Raw genomic sequence first — 15,577 nt, forward strand, 5'->3', positions numbered from 1 at the left:
TTTATCGGGCCAACACAGTGCAACGGCTCGGCTCCGCCGGGCCGTTTTTCGTTTTTTGTCTTCACCAAATCGGACGGCGTTCGCGAAACCTTGGAGCGGTCCCCATAATTGCCGATTTGCTAGCTGAGCGGATTGCTTCCCACGGATCGCAGGTCACGCCCCGAATGTCCGGAAAGCCACCCACTTAACAAAGTCGTGTTTCACAGTTTATTAAGACACTTGTACTGAAGCTTCGGCGGGATTGGCGGCGGATTCTTGTGCGATGGTGAACGGAGCAGTTTTCTTCCTTGTGGTGAATTTCATCATCGCAATCTGCTTTGCACTGGTGTTCGCCGTCGTGGCGGTGCGCAGCCAGTCGCGCCGGGCTGCACTATGGTTCTCGGCAGGTTTCGCTGTCGCCTCTCTTTCTGCCATCAGTGAACTCTTCGTTGCGTATACAGATTTGTCGAAGCTCTTCGCAGTTTTGGCATTTGCAACTGTGCTTGGTGGCATGATCCTGCTGCGCTTTGGTATCGGCGAGCTTTACGGCGTGCGGATCGCGCCATTGTGGGCGATATCTTTTTTCACCCTTTGTATCTTACTTGATCTGCTTATCTATGGCCTGCCGCGTAGCACGCTTCGGCACGCCTTATCCTATCAAACACCTTTTGCGCTGGTCATTCTTACCAGCGCTGCTGCGGTCTTCGCGTCACGGCGCCGCGCAATGATCGATCGGGTCCTCGGCTATCTGCTTACCGCAACCGGTCTACATTTCTTTGCAAAGGCTGGCCTGGCAGTGACCGCCGGTGCCGGCGCGGTGGCAACCGATTACATTCGTACAAACTACGCATTGATTTCACAGGGATCGACTGCCGTATTGATCGTGGCAGTTGGTCTGACACTGCTTTCGGTCCTCGTCCTCGATATCATGGCCGACGAACGCAGCAATTCCGAAAGGGATTTACTTTCGGATCTTGCCAACCGCCGCGGTTTCGAGAACGGTGTCGCCGCTGCCCGCCTTGTTGCCCCCGCCGTCCGCCATTCCGTCATGACCTGCGATATCGATCGCTTCAAAAGCATCAACGACACGTTCGGTCACCATGCCGGAGACAAGGTGATCCGCGCCTTTGCTGACCTCCTGAAATCCGGCGCCGCGCCGAATTTCATCGTCGGGCGCATTGGCGGCGAGGAGTTTGCCGTGTTCATGCCGAACACAACGGTCGAAACGGCCATGCTGTTTGCCAGCTCTGTACGACGCGGAGCGATGGGGATCACTGTGGAGGGGTTGCCTCCAACACTGACGGTTAGCGCGAGTTTCGGTGTTGCCGAAATTCCCGTCGGAGAGAGCCTTGACGACGCAATGCGCCGGGCCGACACGGCCCTTTACGAAGCAAAGCGAGACGGGAGAAATTGCGTTAGACAGGCCCGCTCTGCGTCGCCGGATATTCGGCTGGTGACATGAGAACAGGCCTTCGGGCCGGACTTTTTCCAGTTTATTCGACATCCAGAGCAACGGCTGCTTTCCCTCCTCCGTGAGACTATAGCTCCAAGTCCGAGGAGGCGCGGCCCCCACCACATACGCTTTCCGCTGAAGGATCCGGGCTTGGCGGAAAGACTGTCGTCTTCTTCCCGTTCATGAAGAGGTTGTGATGGAGATGCATGGATTGCCCGCGCCACGACCTGGCTCTCGCAGGGCGGCCGATCACTACCTGGTCGGACGGCGACCCGGCATGGGATGACGCGCGCGGTCTTGTTCGATGATCCCCTCGTCGGGTAGTCGATGTGGTTCGACACGACACCAACGATATCAATCGGCAACGCGCCAAACTTCCACCGGCAAGGCGTCCGTAGCATCCTCCGGTGACAAACGAATGCGCCGAGCCTGCTCCAATTACACGCGTCGACACAATCAAATCGGACAGTCGTCCCATCAGAAAGCAAGTAACGGTGCTCGAGCGGGCACATAGCCCCACGCGCTGTCTTTACATATTTGACCGCTTCGACGCGCGAGACAACAAGCTTGGATAGGTTTGCGCCGGACCTATTTCTGACCACCCAACTGTCCTGTAACCAGCAAACCCGCGACAACGTGACGTTGCTCAAACAGCAATATCACTATCCCGCTGGCGGAACTCGGTCGCGGCGATGGATACCGGATGTGAATGGACCGTAAAGGAGGAAGAGGTCCGCTCAGTCTCAAAATTCAAGCTTTCCGTCCTTCTTCCAGACGCTCAGACCGAACAGTGCCACCACAAGTGTCCCCGCGATGACGAGTGTCACCAAGGCGTTGATCTCTTGCGTAAAGCCTACGCGTAGCATCGACCAAAGACGGATCGGAAGCGTCATGCGATCCCCAGACAGGAAAAGGGTAATCAGGGTTTCGTCGATTGAGATCGCCGCTGCGAACAGCACGCCCGACAGGATGGCAGGCTGAAGGTGTGGGAAGATAACATGGCGGAAGGTCTGCCAGCCATTGGCGCCGAGATCCATTGACGCCTCGCGCAACGAAGGTGACAGATTGGTGAGCCTCACACTTGTCAGGCGATAGGCTATTGCCAGGACGAATATTGTGTGCCCCAGAGTGACTGTCGCTAGGCTGAGCGGAACCTTCAAAGCGGTGAAATAGATGAGAAGCGCCAGCCCGGTGATCATCGACGGCATGATGAAGGGCAGATAGATCAGCGTCTCGATGGCCCGGCGACCGAAAGCGAATCTGCTGTCGAGATAGAGCGCCATCACGACCGCGATCACGCTCGACAGGACCGAAGCCGAAACCGCGACGACGACGCTGGCAAACAGCGATTGCATGAGGTCAACGTTGCCGAAGAGCTCAAGATAGGCACCGCCGCCGGCTTCGGCCCAATGCAGCGAGCCAGCTTTGCGCGGCACCACCGAAAGCAACGCGTTGACGAGGATCGGCGCATAGAGAACCAACACTGTCAATGCAAACAGGACCGCACAAAGCCCGTAGACAAATTTCTCTCCTCCGCTGGACCTCATTGCTATGCCTCACCCTTCTTGGAAACTAGCCCTGCCGACAGGATGGCCGCACCGCTGACGATCACCAGGACGACAGCGAGCGCAGCACCCAGCGGCCAGTTATAGGCGGCGCCGAACTGAGAGAAGATCACGCGTCCGAAGGTAAAGCCGTTCGGACCACCGACCATCTGCGGTGTCACGTAATCGCCGAGCGACAGGACGAATGCGAAGATTGCTCCGGATATGACGCCAGGAACGGAGAGCGGCCAAACTACGTGGCGGAAGGTAGTCGCCTGCGTGCCGCCGAGATCGGCCGATGCCTGTACAAGAGATTCGGGAATGCGTTCCAAGGCCAGATATATCGGCAGGAACACGAACGGCAGGTACATCGCGACCATCGTCAGGAGGATAGCATTTTCATTAAACATAAACGCCGTCGTCGGCTTGGCGAGAAAACCGGCGTCGAGCAACAGCTCATTCATTAACCCGGTTACCGCTAGAAGCGAGCGCATCGTGAACAGCTTGACAATATAGCTCATGAACAGCGGCAAGATGACCACCAGCAACAGTGGAAAGCGTTTGGCCTCCGGTTGCTGCCAGACGTACCAGGCCAAAGGATAGGCCAGCAACAGGCAGATTAGGGCGACACGGCCGCAAAGCCAGATCGTGTGCCAAAGGACCCCGACATAGGCCTGGTTGTTGGCGAACTCGACGTAGTTGCCGGCCGAAAAACCTCGCACGATTTCGCTGCCGTTCATCGAATAGAACGAATTCAAGACAAAGCCACTGAGCGGCAGCAGCACCAACAGAACCGGTCCTGCCGCGGCCATCAGAAACAGGAAAAGGCGTGCTCCCAACCTCATCTCGCACCTTCCGAAGCCGCGACAAGTTTAAGATGTCCGGGAGCGGATGCGGCTTCGTCACCGTCGACCGGAACAATTGCCAGATCCTTGGCAGAAAAGCGAAGTCGAACCGAAGTCCCCGGCACGCTCGACACCGGCAAATCGCCGCTCGTGACCTTGACCAGAAATTCGATCTCGGGATGATCGTCGCAGGTTGCAACGACGCGTGTCAGCGGGCCTGCGAAGATGGTTCTCTGAATCCGCGCGGAAATACAGATTCTCTCGCCTTCGCGCTGAATACCAGCATCCCTTCTGCCTGCCGCGCTAAGCTGGATGGCCTCTGGGCGCAGGGAGGCGATTACCTTTCCCTTGCGTGGTCCCCTTGCGGCGACGTCGGCAAGCAGTCCAAGCGGCGTCTGAAGGCCACCATCGGGAGTCAAGGTCCCGGCGATTAGATTGGTATCGCCGAAGAAGCTCGCGACAAACGGCGTTTTCGGCGCGTAGTAGACTTCGCGATGGTCGCCGACCTGTTCTATCCGGCCTGCGCTCATCACCGCAATGCGATCGGACATCGTGATCGCCTCTTCCTGATCGTGTGTGACGAGAATGAAGGTGGTGTCAACACGACGCTGCAGATCCTTGAGGAAGGTTTGCATCTGATAGCGCATTTCGGCATCGAGGGCGGAAAGAGGTTCGTCGAGCAGCAGAACCTTAGGTTCACAAACGAGTGCACGGGCAAGCGCGACACGCTGTTTCTGCCCGCCAGAGAGCTGCGACGGCATACGGTCGATCATTTTCTGCAAGCCTACGATCGACAGCGCCTCGTTGACCTTGCGGGCGATCGCCTCGCGCGGCTGGCGGCGGATCATCGGCCCGTAACCGATGTTCTCGGCTACCGTCATGTGCGGAAAAAGCGCGTAGTCCTGGAAGACCGTGTTGAAGGGGCGTTTGTGGGTAGGCACATTGGTGATGTCGCGTCCCTGAAAAAGAATCTCCCCGGAGGTATTGTTGGTAAAGCCTGCGATCATCCGTAAGAGGGTCGTCTTGCCGGACCCCGAAGATCCGACGATCGTCAGGAATTCACCCGATCGGACATGAAGCTCGGTCGGCTGCAGGACCTGCAAATGTCCATATCTTTTGCTCACTCCGCGCAGGATAAGATCCTGCTCTCCTTCAAGAGACGACATCGCGCCGCTTTCCCTTCTTGCGTCTAACGACCACGTGCACCGCCGAGCGGTATTGCGAAAGAGGATCGGGGGCGATGCATGAGCATCACCCCCATCGATTTTCTAAGCCGCCTTGATCTCGTTCCACAAGGCTGTTCGCGCCTCCTGGTTTTCCGCCTGCTGCGCGAAGAACAGTTTGTCGGCGTAGGTCAGGCCATTGTCCTCATTGGCTTTCTGGTTGGTCGTGTTGCCGTATTTCAACTTGGTGGAAAGAACCGTGCCAACCTCGTCGGCCATGCAGTTGTTGATCCAGGCGTGCGCGAGATCGACGTCCTTGACCCCATTGCAAACGACCCAGCAATCGAGCCAGCCGGTTGCTCCTTCCTTCGGGATGGTGAGCATGGCGTCCACACCGAGCTTCTTGAGGTTGACGAGCTGCAGCTCCCCGATCGACAGCATCGCCTTGATCTTATTCTCGGCAAAAATTTTCACGCCGTCGTCGAAGCCGGTGTAGTAGGTCATTAGGAGCTTCTTCTGCTCGATGAGTTTCGCCTTGCAGGCCTGCAACTGATCGGGCTCGAGCTTGTAAGGATTCGGAAAGCCGAGCAGCAACGCAGCGAGTGTGATTGTACCCGGATCGTCGAAGTTAATGAGCTGCCCAGCATTTCCCTCATCCCACATCACGTGCCAGCTGTCGGGAGCCTGGTCGAACTGCGCTGTGTCGTAGATTAGCGGCTGCGAGCCCCAGGCAAAGGGAATGCCCCACAATTGACTGTCGATGTTCAAGTCAGTGACGTTCTTGTAGACCGGGCTCAGGCGGTCCATGCGCGCAACCTTGGTGGGGTCGATCGGCTTGACGAGACCGAGTTTCTGATAGCGCGGCACCAGCGACGTGTTGATGGAGAAAGCGTCGAAGCCCGCTCCCTGCGATCCGCGCATCTTGGCAAAGAACTCTTCGTCGGAGGTCAAGTAGGTGATGTTGACCTTGACATCGTTTGCTTCTTCAAAGGGCTTGACCCATTCGGGCTCGGCATAGCCTTGCCAGACCGCGATCCGAAGCTCCCGCTGGGCAGCTCTGGCTACAAACGGGCTCGCGAGCAGCGCAAAACCCGCCGTGGAACCGAGAAATTGTCGTCTATTCATCATGCTACCCTCCCAAGTATCTGCGTGACTTCAGTTGGACTTCGTTCCTCTCGATGCCGGTACTTTAGAGGCATCGCATTCGCAGCAAAGCACCGCTTCCATCAATCCTGATGGTGCCACTTTGCCGACCCTCAGATTGCCACTCATGGCGCGACCGTAATGGTGCGACGTTCCGCAGCGCTCCGAATTGCGGCTTCGACGAGACGCAAGCCCCGCAGCCCATCCTCGAAGCTTGGAAATTCCGCAGGCTTTCCCCGCATGCCGCGCCATGCTTGCGAAATGACGTTTCTGAACGCCTCGCCGTGTCCCTCGGCGTGGCCCGCCGGCAGGAACGTCATGTAGGATTTGTCAGGCGAAAGGTCGTTAGGCGTACGGAAGCGTTTCAAAAGGCCCTCGCCTCGCCGCTCCAGATACCACTCCGGTTCCTGTTGCGTCCAATCCAAACCGAGATTGGTGCCGTCCACCGAGATCGCCAGCCGGTTGGGGTAGCCGGCCGACACCGTGCTGATAGTGGCACTGCCGGAGGCGCCGTTATCGAAGCGCACCATGATCTCGGCGTGATCCTCCACTTGCACGTCCACTTCAACACCGTTCTCGAGCTCCCGTCCCGGTGGGCGCGGTCCCTGCCCCGGGTGGCCGGACCAGACGCGTTTCGGGTGATGGGTGCTGAACTGTGCGGTCACCTCACAGATAAAGCGGCCGGTCACATGCTCGACTAGATCCAGCCAATGGACGCCGATATCCATCATCGCGAATGAGCGCCCGACCTGCTTCGAAACGAAATGCCAGGTGAACCGATCGGGGGACAAGCCTTCGTCGTTCATGTAGCATCCGCCGACGCGAAGCAGCCGCCCGACCTCCCCAGAGGCAATACGCTCGCGCATCAATTGCACCAGCGGATATCCACGATTGTGGTACATGATGGCACCGACGCGGCCGGCACGTGCGGCAGCTTCGATCATCAGTGAGGCGTCCTCGATAGAAGTAGCGATCGGCTTTTCGCATAGGACGTGCGCCCCCGCTTCGAAAGCAGCGATCGCCTGAATCTTGTGGAGATGGTTCGGCGTGCATATGTGAACGACGTCAGGCTTTACCTCGGCTAGCATTCGTTCGATGTCGCCATAAGGCCGGCCATGGCCGAACGACTTAGCCGAGTCCAGTGAACTGCCGCAGACGCCCGCGATTTCTCCACCAAGATGCAGGATCGCACGTGCGTGGACCTTGGCAATACCGCCCGTTCCCACAATGGCTACTTTCATTTTGTACCCCCGGCTTTGCCGACCCGGCTCGGCGCTGGGCGGGATCTGAATAGTTGACGTAGAAAATTTAGCGTCGATAATGACCCCAGCAAAAGGGACAAATTTGCGATTTTTGATGGTGCCACTTCATGCGAAAGCGAATTCAGTTTTCCCTAGATCTGTTGACGCTTGACGCCGACGCCGAGACGGCGCTCCACCGCCAGCTTTACAACGAACTAACCCGTCTGATCCTGAGCGGGAAGCTCAAGGCTAACACGCGGCTGCCATCCAGCCGCACGCTTGCCGACGAGCTACACATCAGCCGCAATACTGTGATCGCCGCCTATGACGCCTTGCTGGCGGAGGGTTATGTCGAATGCAGGTCAGGTTCGGGAACGTGGATCAGCGACCTGCCGGAACCGACCAAGAAACCGAACTCCCAGCAGGACGAGCTGCATCTTCCGCAACTGTCGCGGCGCGGCAACGTCATTGTCCGCCAGCCGAAGGATCAGACGGTTCCCGGGCAAATCGCTTTTCATCCGGGCTTTCCCGATATTCGGGAGTTTCCGTTTTCCACATGGGCCCGTCTGTTGAAGAGGCATGCCCGTTACCCCCACGAGGAGATCTTTGGCTATCATTCGCTGTCGGGTCACCCGAGACTACAAACGGCAATTGCCAACTATCTTGGGGTTTCGCGCGGCGTCGAGTGCACGCCGTCGCAAGTCATCATCGTTACCGGGGCGCAGTCGGCCTTCGACCTATGCGCGCGCCTTCTCCTCGATGAAGGTGACGCCTTCTGCTACGAGGAGCCCGGTTATTCCGGCGCCTTCAGCGCGATGCTGGCGGCCGGCGGTGTTCCGATCCCGCTCTACGTCAACCGCGATGGATGGTCCGTTCGCACCGCCTTCGAGCTGAATCCGAGGCTCTTCTTTGTCACGCCATCCTGTCAATGGCCGATGGGGCTCGCGATGCGTCTTGAAAATCGCCTCGAGTTGTTGAACGCGGCAGAAAACCTGAGCGCGTGGATTATTGAAGACGACTATGACGGCGAGTATCGCTATCGCGGCAAACCGATCCCTGCCATGCAGGGCCTCGACAAAAACGGCACGGTTCTTTACGTCGGCACTTTCGGCAAGACGATGTTCCCTGCTCTCCGCATCGGTTTTGTCGTCGTGCCGGCGCGCCTGAGCCAAGCGTTCGACGCGGCCGTCAGCATTACCGGCAAACACCCGCCTCTTCTGCTGCAGGCGACACTTGCCGATTTTATCGAGGAGGGCTTCTTTGCAAAGCACCTCGCAAAGATGCGACGCATTTATGCCGAGCGTCAGGCCGAATTCGTCCGGGAATGCAACGCCTATCTCGGCGAATGGCTGTCGGTCGAACAGATCGATACCGGCATGCAAGTTGTGGGCCGGTTCAAGATGCCGATGTCGGACGTGGAATTCTGCGGGTTGGCGGCCGCGCACGCGGTCGACGTCAGCCCGCTTTCGCCGCATTACCGTCATTCGCCGCCGGAACAGGGCATCATCATGGGCTATACCGGTGTTGGCTCAACCGAACGGCAAAAAGGATTGGAGCGGCTTAGGGCCGCGTTCCAGGAAAGCCTGCGGTCAAAAGACAGGGGCTGCGTTGCATGAATGTGATTAAGCAACGCAGCCCCGCTGTAATGCAGCCCCGTCAGGTGTATTTCTGAATGTCGACGGCGCCGGACGTGCGAACGGTGGCAGACGCCGGGGCAGCGTTGGTGAGTGCGATGCGTGCAGCTTCCGCAATGTCATGGATGATATCGGCGGTCTTTTCCGGTACTCGGAGCGGATCGGTCGGGACCATGACCGTGCGAGCCAGGATATCCAGCGACGAGGCACACATGTCTCGCGAATATTCACGACGGCATTCGCGGTTTTCAATCAGATTGTAGGGGTTGAGGACCGGGTGGAAAGCGCCCTCGTGCTGCAGTACCTGGTCCCATTCGGTGTAGGTGTGGCGGCCGGTCTTACCGGCGATTACGGCCGGGAAGACCTCGACGAACCGGTTTGCTGCCTCGGCGTTAGGCAGAAGATACATGACGTGTGTTGCGCAATCGTGGTCCGGACTGTTCATCGGGCTTAATCTGAGGCCGAGATTGTCGAGGCTCGCAGTACCGGCGATGATGCGCTTCTTCTCCCTGCGCATGCTCGAGATCAACCCGTCGATGCGGTCGAGTTGAACGTTGAGGAGCGCCCCCATGAATTCCGAGGCACGGGCGCCATTACTTGCAAACGGCTTTATGCTGTCGGTTCGGCCCTGCCAATAGTAGTGGCACGGATCGATGGCGCATCGCACCCTTTCGGCGACCTGGGGATCGTTGGTGGCAAGACCACCACCCTCGCCGCAACTCATGTTCTTGAAGTAGTTGAAGCTGAATGCGCCAGCATGGCCGATCGAGCCGAACTTTCGTCCTTTGTAAGAGCCGCCGACGCCCTGGCACGAATCTTCCAGCACGAAGAGGTTGAACTCCTCCGCGATAGCCATGATCTCATCCATGTTACAGGCGGCGCCCCACATATGTACGGGGATGATGGCCTTCGTTCGCGGCCCAATGGCTGCGCGGATGGCCTTAGGGCTGATCGTCACGCTCTCGTCGATGTCGACGATTACCGGGATCGCGCCAACGGCGAGAACCGACGTTGCGGTCGCCATATAGGTGTGGGCGGGAATGATCACCTCATCACCCGGACCGATGTTGAGGCCCATCAGTCCGGCCGACAGCGCATAAGAGCCACTCACCGCCAACGAGAAATGCTTGACCCCGAGAAAGTTGGAATAACGGCTCTCGAACTTCTCGCACTGGCTACCTTCGTGATACCGAAAAAGGACGCCGGATCGGATGACATTTGACAGTGCATCGATTTCTTCCTGCCCATAGTAGTACATCGCAACTCTCCCATGTAAGCGACTGCTGTTGAAGGAAAGCTACTCAGATTTCGGTATCTTCAGAAGTGCCGTTTCAAACAAGTTTGATGGTACCACTATCACTAGGAGTGGGACGGAACGCCGACATGTTCCTCGAACGCTCGTTCCAGCTGGCCGATCCCCAGTTCCGTTTGCGACTTGTTACAGGCGGCGTATCCCAGCACGAGCCCTTGGATGGGTGTCTCATGCTGATAGTATTTCGACAGCGGTGATACATTGATGCCGAGCCTTGTCGCGGCTTCGCTGATCTGGATGTCGCTCAGGCCCTTGCGCAAGTGCCCAACGACCTGAATGCCCGCTTCGGCGTTCAGCAACTGCATGTAGTCGGAAAGCCGCTCCTCGCAGATCCAATAGAAGAATTGCCGGCGGCCAGCATAGATCCGCCGCATGCGTTTCAGGTGTCGGCTCATGTGTCCCTCGACGATGAAGTCAGCGAGCGCTGCCTGCAGGAAGAGCGGCGGAAACTGTCCTGTTGTGCTGAGGGCGGGGTGGATGCGATCGCAGAGGCCCGGTGGTAGGACCATGAAGCCGAGACGAAGCGCCGGAAAGAGTAGTTTTGCGAAGGTGCCGACGTAGATGACGTTGCCGGAGCGATCCATTCCATGCACGGCGGGAACCGGTCGGCCCTGGAACCGATATTCGCCGTCGAAATCGTCCTCAATGATCCAGGCATTGCTTCTTTCCGCGAGCTCCAGCAGCTGCAGCCGCTGGTCCATGCGCATTGACGTTCCAAGGGGATGCTGGCAGGCCGGTGTCACATAAATCAACCGGATGTTTTTCGGAGGCCGGCCCATCTGCCATCCCTCGAGGGTGACCGGCATGGGACGGACATCGGCGCCAGCGACAGTGAAGGCCGCCTTGGCACCGTAGTAGCCTGGCTCTTCCATCCACACCCGATCGCCGGGATCGAGCAGCAGGCGCGCCAGAAGATCGAAGGCCGCTTGTGCGCCTGTGGTTATGACGATCTGCTCCTTGGTACAGATGACACCGCGCGAGGAGGCCAGGTAGCCGACGATCGCCTCCTTCAGTTCAGGCAAGCCTGTTACGTGGTAGGTCCCGAACAAGCTGTCTCCGGCGAAGCTGGCCCGCCGCGCCAGCAGGCGACCCCAGACGCCAAAGGGAAAGTTATGAGCGTCGGGCATGCCCGGATGAAAGGCGAAGCATCCCGGCGATCCATGGTGGAACGGCTGGTGCATCAATGCCATGCCTCGCACCGACAGAGTCCGCTCGCTTGGGATGATCAGCGACGGGGTCTGCAATTTCGGCAACAGAGGGAGATCCACTACGACATAGCGAGCGCCCTGTCGATTGACGAGATAGCCCTCGGTGACGAGCTGGTCATAGGCCGCGATGATAGTGTTGCGGGCCAAAGCCAGATCGGCAGCGAGTTCGCGCGTCGACGGCAAGGCCGTACCGGCGGCAAGCGTCCTGTCCTGGATCATCTTCACCAGCGCGCGGTGCAGCTGCCGATGCAGGGACATCTCGCTGGTTCGATCGACAGCAATCATGTCGAGGGGAAAAGATTGGCGGAGACAGCGTGCGGATGACACAGGCGTTTCCTGACGTGGACCAGACGATGTGCCACGCTACGTCTTCCGACGACCACTGACAACTGGTTCCTAATTTTTCCGCCAAACTGGAACTCGTGCAGGTTACAGATAGGTGTAGTCTAACCGCAGATCGAGGGTGATTTCTGGAGGGGGATCTACACTCGCATTGAGGTAGCGCGGCTGGGAGGGTTCGGCGTGCACCTTCAGATGTATCTCCCCACCATCCTTGCCTGCAGTTGGTCGAATCGCACCGGGTTTCGATATGCGGCGCTCCGGCCAGCGTAGTAGGGCGACCCTCAACCGCGAGGAAGAGGGAGCGTCAAGTGAAGCATCTATTATTGGAAAGACAACTCGTATGACAGTAAGGCTTGGCATCAATCCGATCACGTGGACGAATGACGACGTGCCGGAACTCGGTGGAGACACCCCCCTGGAGGTGTGCCTGTCGGAAACCCGCAAGGCGGGTTTTGCGGGCACGGAGCTCGGCGGCAAGTTCCCGCGCAAGAGCGCTGAGCTTGGCCCGATCCTCGAGCAGCATCAGCTCGACCTCGTCTCCGGCTGGTACGATGGCCGAATCCTCGACCACGACATCGATCAGGAATTCGAGGCGATCCTACCGCATCTGACGCTGCTGCGCGACCTCGGCGCCAAGCATGTGGTCTACGCCGACACCTCGCGTGGCCGCCACGGCGCCATCCACGACCCGATCTCGCAACGTCCGCATCTCGCCGACGACGAGTGGAAAGCTTACGGCGCCAAGATCACCACGCTGTCGGAACGCTTTGCCGATTTCGGCGTGCGGATGGCCTTCCACCATCACATGGGCACGATCGTCGAAACCGACGACGAGATCGGCAAGTTGATGGCCAATACCGGCGAGGCCTTCGGCCTGCTCTACGACACCGGTCACTGCGCCTTTTCCGGTGGCGACCCGAAGGCGTTGCTGCAGCGCCACGTCGCCCGCGTCGTCCACGTGCACTGCAAGGATGTCCGGCCAGAGATCCTGAAGCGCGCCCGCGCCGAAGACTGGAGCTTCATGCACGCCGTGATGGAAGGCATCTTCACGGTGCCGGGAGACGGCGCGCAAGATTATCCGACGCTACTCAAGATCCTGGCCGATGCCGGTTACTCCGGCTGGCTGGTTGTCGAGGCTGAACAGGATCCCGCCAAGGCCCATCCCCTCACCTATGCAACGATGGGCTACCGCAACCTTCGCGCCATGGCGATCGAGGCCGGGCTTACGGTCGCGGATCGAGGTATCCCGGCTTCCAATTGCCAAACAACCTGACGAGGTGGCCATGAGTTCCGTTCGCTACAACGGTGTCGTCAAGAGCTTCGGGGCGTTCAACGTCCTGAAATCCCTCAACCTTAGCGTGCCCGACCACGCCTTCCTTGCACTGCTAGGTCCGTCGGGCTGCGGGAAGACTACGGCGTTACGCATTCTCGCTGGCCTCGAAATGCCGACCGCCGGCCAGGTGCTGATCGGCGAACGCGATGTCACGCGGTTGCAGCCGCGCGATCGTGACATCGCCATGGTGTTCCAGAGCTATGCGCTTTACCCGCAGATGACAATTGAGGAAAACATCGGCTACCCGCTGTGGCTCCGCGGCATGCCCGATCACGAGCGCAAGGCCAAGATCGCTGAGGTTGCCGCGATCTTGGAGATCGACCATCTACTGACCCGGCGCGCTCGCCAGCTTTCCGGCGGCCAGCGGCAACGCGTTGCCCTTGCCCGTGCAATTGTCCGCAATCCGACGGCATTCCTAATGGACGAGCCATTGTCCAATCTCGACGCCCGTCTGCGCCTGACCATGCGCGGCGAGATTAAACGGCTCTGCCAGCGCCTCGGCTCAACGACGATATACGTTACCCACGACCAGGCCGAAGCCCTCACGATGGCAGATCTGATCGCCGTCATGCACGGTGGTGATTTGCAGCAGCTGGCGGCGCCAGCCGAAGTCTATGACCGCCCGGCCAACCGCTTCGTCGCCACGTTCGTCGGCAATCCGCCGATGAACGTCCTGCCGGTCAAGGCGGACGGAACAGACATCCGGGTCGGCGGCGCCCGCCTCGCGATCAGGGGTGAGCGCTTTGAGGCCTGCCGCGCAGCCAGTGTTACCGAACTCGGCATTCGGCCGGAAGATCTGCATTTAACTGAGCCAGGTGTCACGGGCTCGATGGCCGGTGAAATCTACGTGGTCGAACCGATGGGCAACGAAACCCTGGTCGATGTGCGTGTCGACGGCGGGCGGCTGACTGTGCGCGCCGATCGCGGCTTCCGGGCGTCGGTGGGAGACCACATTGGCGTCTCCTTCGATGTCGGCAATGCCTGCTTCTTCGATACGGCTGGCAAAACCGCTGTTCATAGAGTGGAAAAAACAGAGAGGAACAGAGCATGACGGACGATAAGAAATCCTACCTGACGACATCCCGCCGTTCCCTACTCAAGGCAACGGTTTTGCTGGCACTCGCCTCCACCAGCATCGGTACCTTGATCATTCCGGCGCCTGCTAAGGCTGCCGGCAAGAAAGTTATTATCGGCGCGTTCGCCGATGGCGGCCTGACCCCGTTCAAGCAGAAAATCATCCCGCTTGCCAAGGAAGCAGGCTTCGACATCGACTTCCTGGAAGACGAATACGGCGTGACCCTCGAGAAGTGGTTCGCCGACGCCCAGAACGGCGCGGGGCAATACGACCTCTATCTGCTTGACGATCCGTGGGTACCGCAATTCGGCGCAGCCAATGTGCTCGAGGATCTGGGCGCCGCCGGCCTTGGCGTCGATGACAAGGACTGGATCGGCCCGCTAATCGATATGGGTTTCTGGCCGCCACGAAGCGGTCCGCGTGTCGCCGCATTCAAGGATGCAACGCCGACCCTGATCTGCGCACCCTTCATCGGCGATCTGCAGACGCTGACCTATCGCAACGATGTCTATACCAACGGAGCGCCGAAGACCTGGGACGAGGTGATCTCCAAAGGTAAGGAAGGCGTCGCGTCGGGCAAGATCAAGTATCCGGTCGTCTTCCGCGGCGTCGCCGGCAACTCGATCGTCACCAGCTGGTATTCGATCTTCCTGTCGTTCGGCGGCGAGTTCTTCGATGACAAGTGGAACCCGACGTTCAACTCGGAAGCTGGTAAGGCCGCCTCTGACTTCTTCGTCGGCACCATGAAGCAGAACGCTCCGGCGGGCGTGGTCGAATTCGACTCCGATCAGGAAGGGGCGGCCATCCTTGGCGGCGATGCCGGCGCGATCATCCAATATTCCGGCAATGCACTGAAGTCCGACGATCCGGCCCAGTCCAAGGTGGTCGGCAAACTCGACTTCGGGGTTGTTCCGAAGCAGGTGAAGGCCATTTCACAGCTCGGGATCTTCATAGCCGGCGTACCGAAGTCGGCGCCGAACAAGGCGAACGCGATCGAATTCCTCAAGTGGTATACGAGCGCAGATACCCAGGCGAAGGTCGCCGAAGCCGGAATGATCCCGGTCAAGCGCAGTGCGTTTGGCATCGCCAAGCCCGGCAATCGTTTGATCCCGGTCGCGCTCCAGCAGCTTGACGCCGGCGCGCTGCCCCGGCCGCGTATGCCGGAATGGGCAAAGGTTGAGGAGCTGCTCGGCATCGAGCTCAACAAAGCGCTTCAGGCCGGCTCTGGCGGCGGAGCCGCGATGGACGCAGCGGCCAATGAGGTCAAGGAATACCTCGCTCAGGCGGGATATTATCAATGAACCC

Annotated in this window: 12 protein-coding genes; 5 read left to right on the top strand and 7 right to left on the bottom strand. The window is 59.0% G+C overall.

Annotated features, from left to right (window positions below):
• Window positions 1–262 precede the first annotated feature (262 nt).
• Window positions 263–1,441 carry a GGDEF domain-containing protein gene (locus tag RHIBUN_RS0108370; protein ID WP_084659671.1) on the top strand — a complete coding sequence of 393 codons (1,179 nt, stop codon included), beginning with the start codon at window positions 263–265 and terminating at the stop codon, window positions 1,439–1,441.
• A gap of 734 nt (window positions 1,442–2,175) precedes the next feature.
• Here RHIBUN_RS0108370 and RHIBUN_RS0108375 read toward each other — a convergent pair.
• The 5 genes from RHIBUN_RS0108375 to RHIBUN_RS0108395 form a co-directional block, all read right to left on the bottom strand.
• Window positions 2,176–2,979 (bottom strand): ABC transporter permease, encoded by an 804-nt coding sequence (locus tag RHIBUN_RS0108375; protein WP_025659223.1) that lies wholly within the window; start codon window positions 2,977–2,979, stop codon window positions 2,176–2,178.
• A gap of 2 nt (window positions 2,980–2,981) precedes the next feature.
• Window positions 2,982–3,761 (bottom strand): ABC transporter permease, encoded by a 780-nt coding sequence (locus RHIBUN_RS0108380; RefSeq protein ID WP_245271648.1) that lies wholly within the window; start codon window positions 3,759–3,761, stop codon window positions 2,982–2,984.
• A gap of 56 nt (window positions 3,762–3,817) precedes the next feature.
• The gene (locus RHIBUN_RS34715; protein ID WP_025659225.1) at window positions 3,818–4,987 is read right to left on the bottom strand and encodes an ABC transporter ATP-binding protein; all 1,170 of its coding nucleotides are present in this window, start codon (window positions 4,985–4,987) and stop codon (window positions 3,818–3,820) included.
• A 102-nt stretch (window positions 4,988–5,089) separates the two neighbouring features.
• The gene (locus RHIBUN_RS0108390) at window positions 5,090–6,112 is read right to left on the bottom strand and encodes an extracellular solute-binding protein (RefSeq protein ID WP_025659226.1); all 1,023 of its coding nucleotides are present in this window, start codon (window positions 6,110–6,112) and stop codon (window positions 5,090–5,092) included.
• 140 nt (window positions 6,113–6,252) lie between these two features.
• On the bottom strand, window positions 6,253–7,368 hold the full coding sequence (locus RHIBUN_RS0108395) for a Gfo/Idh/MocA family oxidoreductase (RefSeq protein ID WP_025659227.1): 1,116 nt from the start codon (window positions 7,366–7,368) through the stop codon (window positions 6,253–6,255).
• 128 nt (window positions 7,369–7,496) lie between these two features.
• Between RHIBUN_RS0108395 and RHIBUN_RS0108400 the strand changes: the two genes are divergently transcribed.
• Window positions 7,497–8,984 (top strand): PLP-dependent aminotransferase family protein, encoded by a 1,488-nt coding sequence (locus RHIBUN_RS0108400; protein ID WP_025659228.1) that lies wholly within the window; start codon window positions 7,497–7,499, stop codon window positions 8,982–8,984.
• A 40-nt stretch (window positions 8,985–9,024) separates the two neighbouring features.
• On the opposite strand, the gene RHIBUN_RS0108405 is transcribed toward RHIBUN_RS0108400, so the two are convergent.
• The gene (locus RHIBUN_RS0108405) at window positions 9,025–10,260 is read right to left on the bottom strand and encodes an aminotransferase class I/II-fold pyridoxal phosphate-dependent enzyme (RefSeq protein WP_025659229.1); all 1,236 of its coding nucleotides are present in this window, start codon (window positions 10,258–10,260) and stop codon (window positions 9,025–9,027) included.
• A gap of 101 nt (window positions 10,261–10,361) precedes the next feature.
• A complete protein-coding gene (locus RHIBUN_RS0108410) occupies window positions 10,362–11,849 on the bottom strand; it encodes a PLP-dependent aminotransferase family protein (protein ID WP_025659230.1) in 1,488 nt (495 codons plus the stop codon).
• A gap of 355 nt (window positions 11,850–12,204) precedes the next feature.
• On the opposite strand from RHIBUN_RS0108410, the gene iolE reads away from it, so the two are divergent.
• The 3 genes from iolE to RHIBUN_RS0108425 are packed head-to-tail and all read left to right on the top strand — an operon-like array spanning window position 12,205 to window position 15,573.
• Complete coding sequence (gene iolE / locus RHIBUN_RS0108415; RefSeq protein ID WP_025659231.1) at window positions 12,205–13,137, top strand: myo-inosose-2 dehydratase; 933 nt, start codon at window positions 12,205–12,207, stop codon at window positions 13,135–13,137.
• A 10-nt stretch (window positions 13,138–13,147) separates the two neighbouring features.
• Window positions 13,148–14,248, top strand: coding sequence for an ABC transporter ATP-binding protein (locus RHIBUN_RS0108420; RefSeq protein ID WP_025659232.1), 1,101 nt, complete (start codon window positions 13,148–13,150; stop codon window positions 14,246–14,248).
• The gene (locus RHIBUN_RS0108425) at window positions 14,245–15,573 is read left to right on the top strand and encodes an extracellular solute-binding protein (protein WP_025659233.1); all 1,329 of its coding nucleotides are present in this window, start codon (window positions 14,245–14,247) and stop codon (window positions 15,571–15,573) included. The genes RHIBUN_RS0108420 and RHIBUN_RS0108425 overlap by 4 nt, the downstream gene beginning before the upstream one ends.
• The last annotated feature ends 4 nt before the right edge of the window (window positions 15,574–15,577 follow it).

The sequence above is a fragment of the Rhizobium sp. IBUN genome (assembly GCF_000510625.1).
Classification (GTDB): domain Bacteria; phylum Pseudomonadota; class Alphaproteobacteria; order Rhizobiales; family Rhizobiaceae; genus Rhizobium; species Rhizobium altiplani.

Excerpts from the sequence above, each read along its gene's own strand:
- iolE (WP_025659231.1), top strand. The coding sequence starts at position 12,205 with ATGACAGTAAGGCTTGGCATCAATCCGATCACGTGGACGAATGACGAC.
- RHIBUN_RS34715 (WP_025659225.1), bottom strand. The coding sequence starts at position 4,987 with ATGTCGTCTCTTGAAGGAGAGCAGGATCTTATCCTGCGCGGAGTGAGC.
- RHIBUN_RS0108400 (WP_025659228.1), top strand. The coding sequence starts at position 7,497 with ATGCGAAAGCGAATTCAGTTTTCCCTAGATCTGTTGACGCTTGACGCC.
- RHIBUN_RS0108395 (WP_025659227.1), bottom strand. The coding sequence starts at position 7,368 with ATGAAAGTAGCCATTGTGGGAACGGGCGGTATTGCCAAGGTCCACGCA.
- RHIBUN_RS0108370 (WP_084659671.1), top strand. The coding sequence starts at position 263 with ATGGTGAACGGAGCAGTTTTCTTCCTTGTGGTGAATTTCATCATCGCA.
- RHIBUN_RS0108405 (WP_025659229.1), bottom strand. The coding sequence starts at position 10,260 with ATGTACTACTATGGGCAGGAAGAAATCGATGCACTGTCAAATGTCATC.
- RHIBUN_RS0108375 (WP_025659223.1), bottom strand. The coding sequence starts at position 2,979 with ATGAGGTCCAGCGGAGGAGAGAAATTTGTCTACGGGCTTTGTGCGGTC.
- RHIBUN_RS0108425 (WP_025659233.1), top strand. The coding sequence starts at position 14,245 with ATGACGGACGATAAGAAATCCTACCTGACGACATCCCGCCGTTCCCTA.
- RHIBUN_RS0108390 (WP_025659226.1), bottom strand. The coding sequence starts at position 6,112 with ATGATGAATAGACGACAATTTCTCGGTTCCACGGCGGGTTTTGCGCTG.
- RHIBUN_RS0108420 (WP_025659232.1), top strand. The coding sequence starts at position 13,148 with ATGAGTTCCGTTCGCTACAACGGTGTCGTCAAGAGCTTCGGGGCGTTC.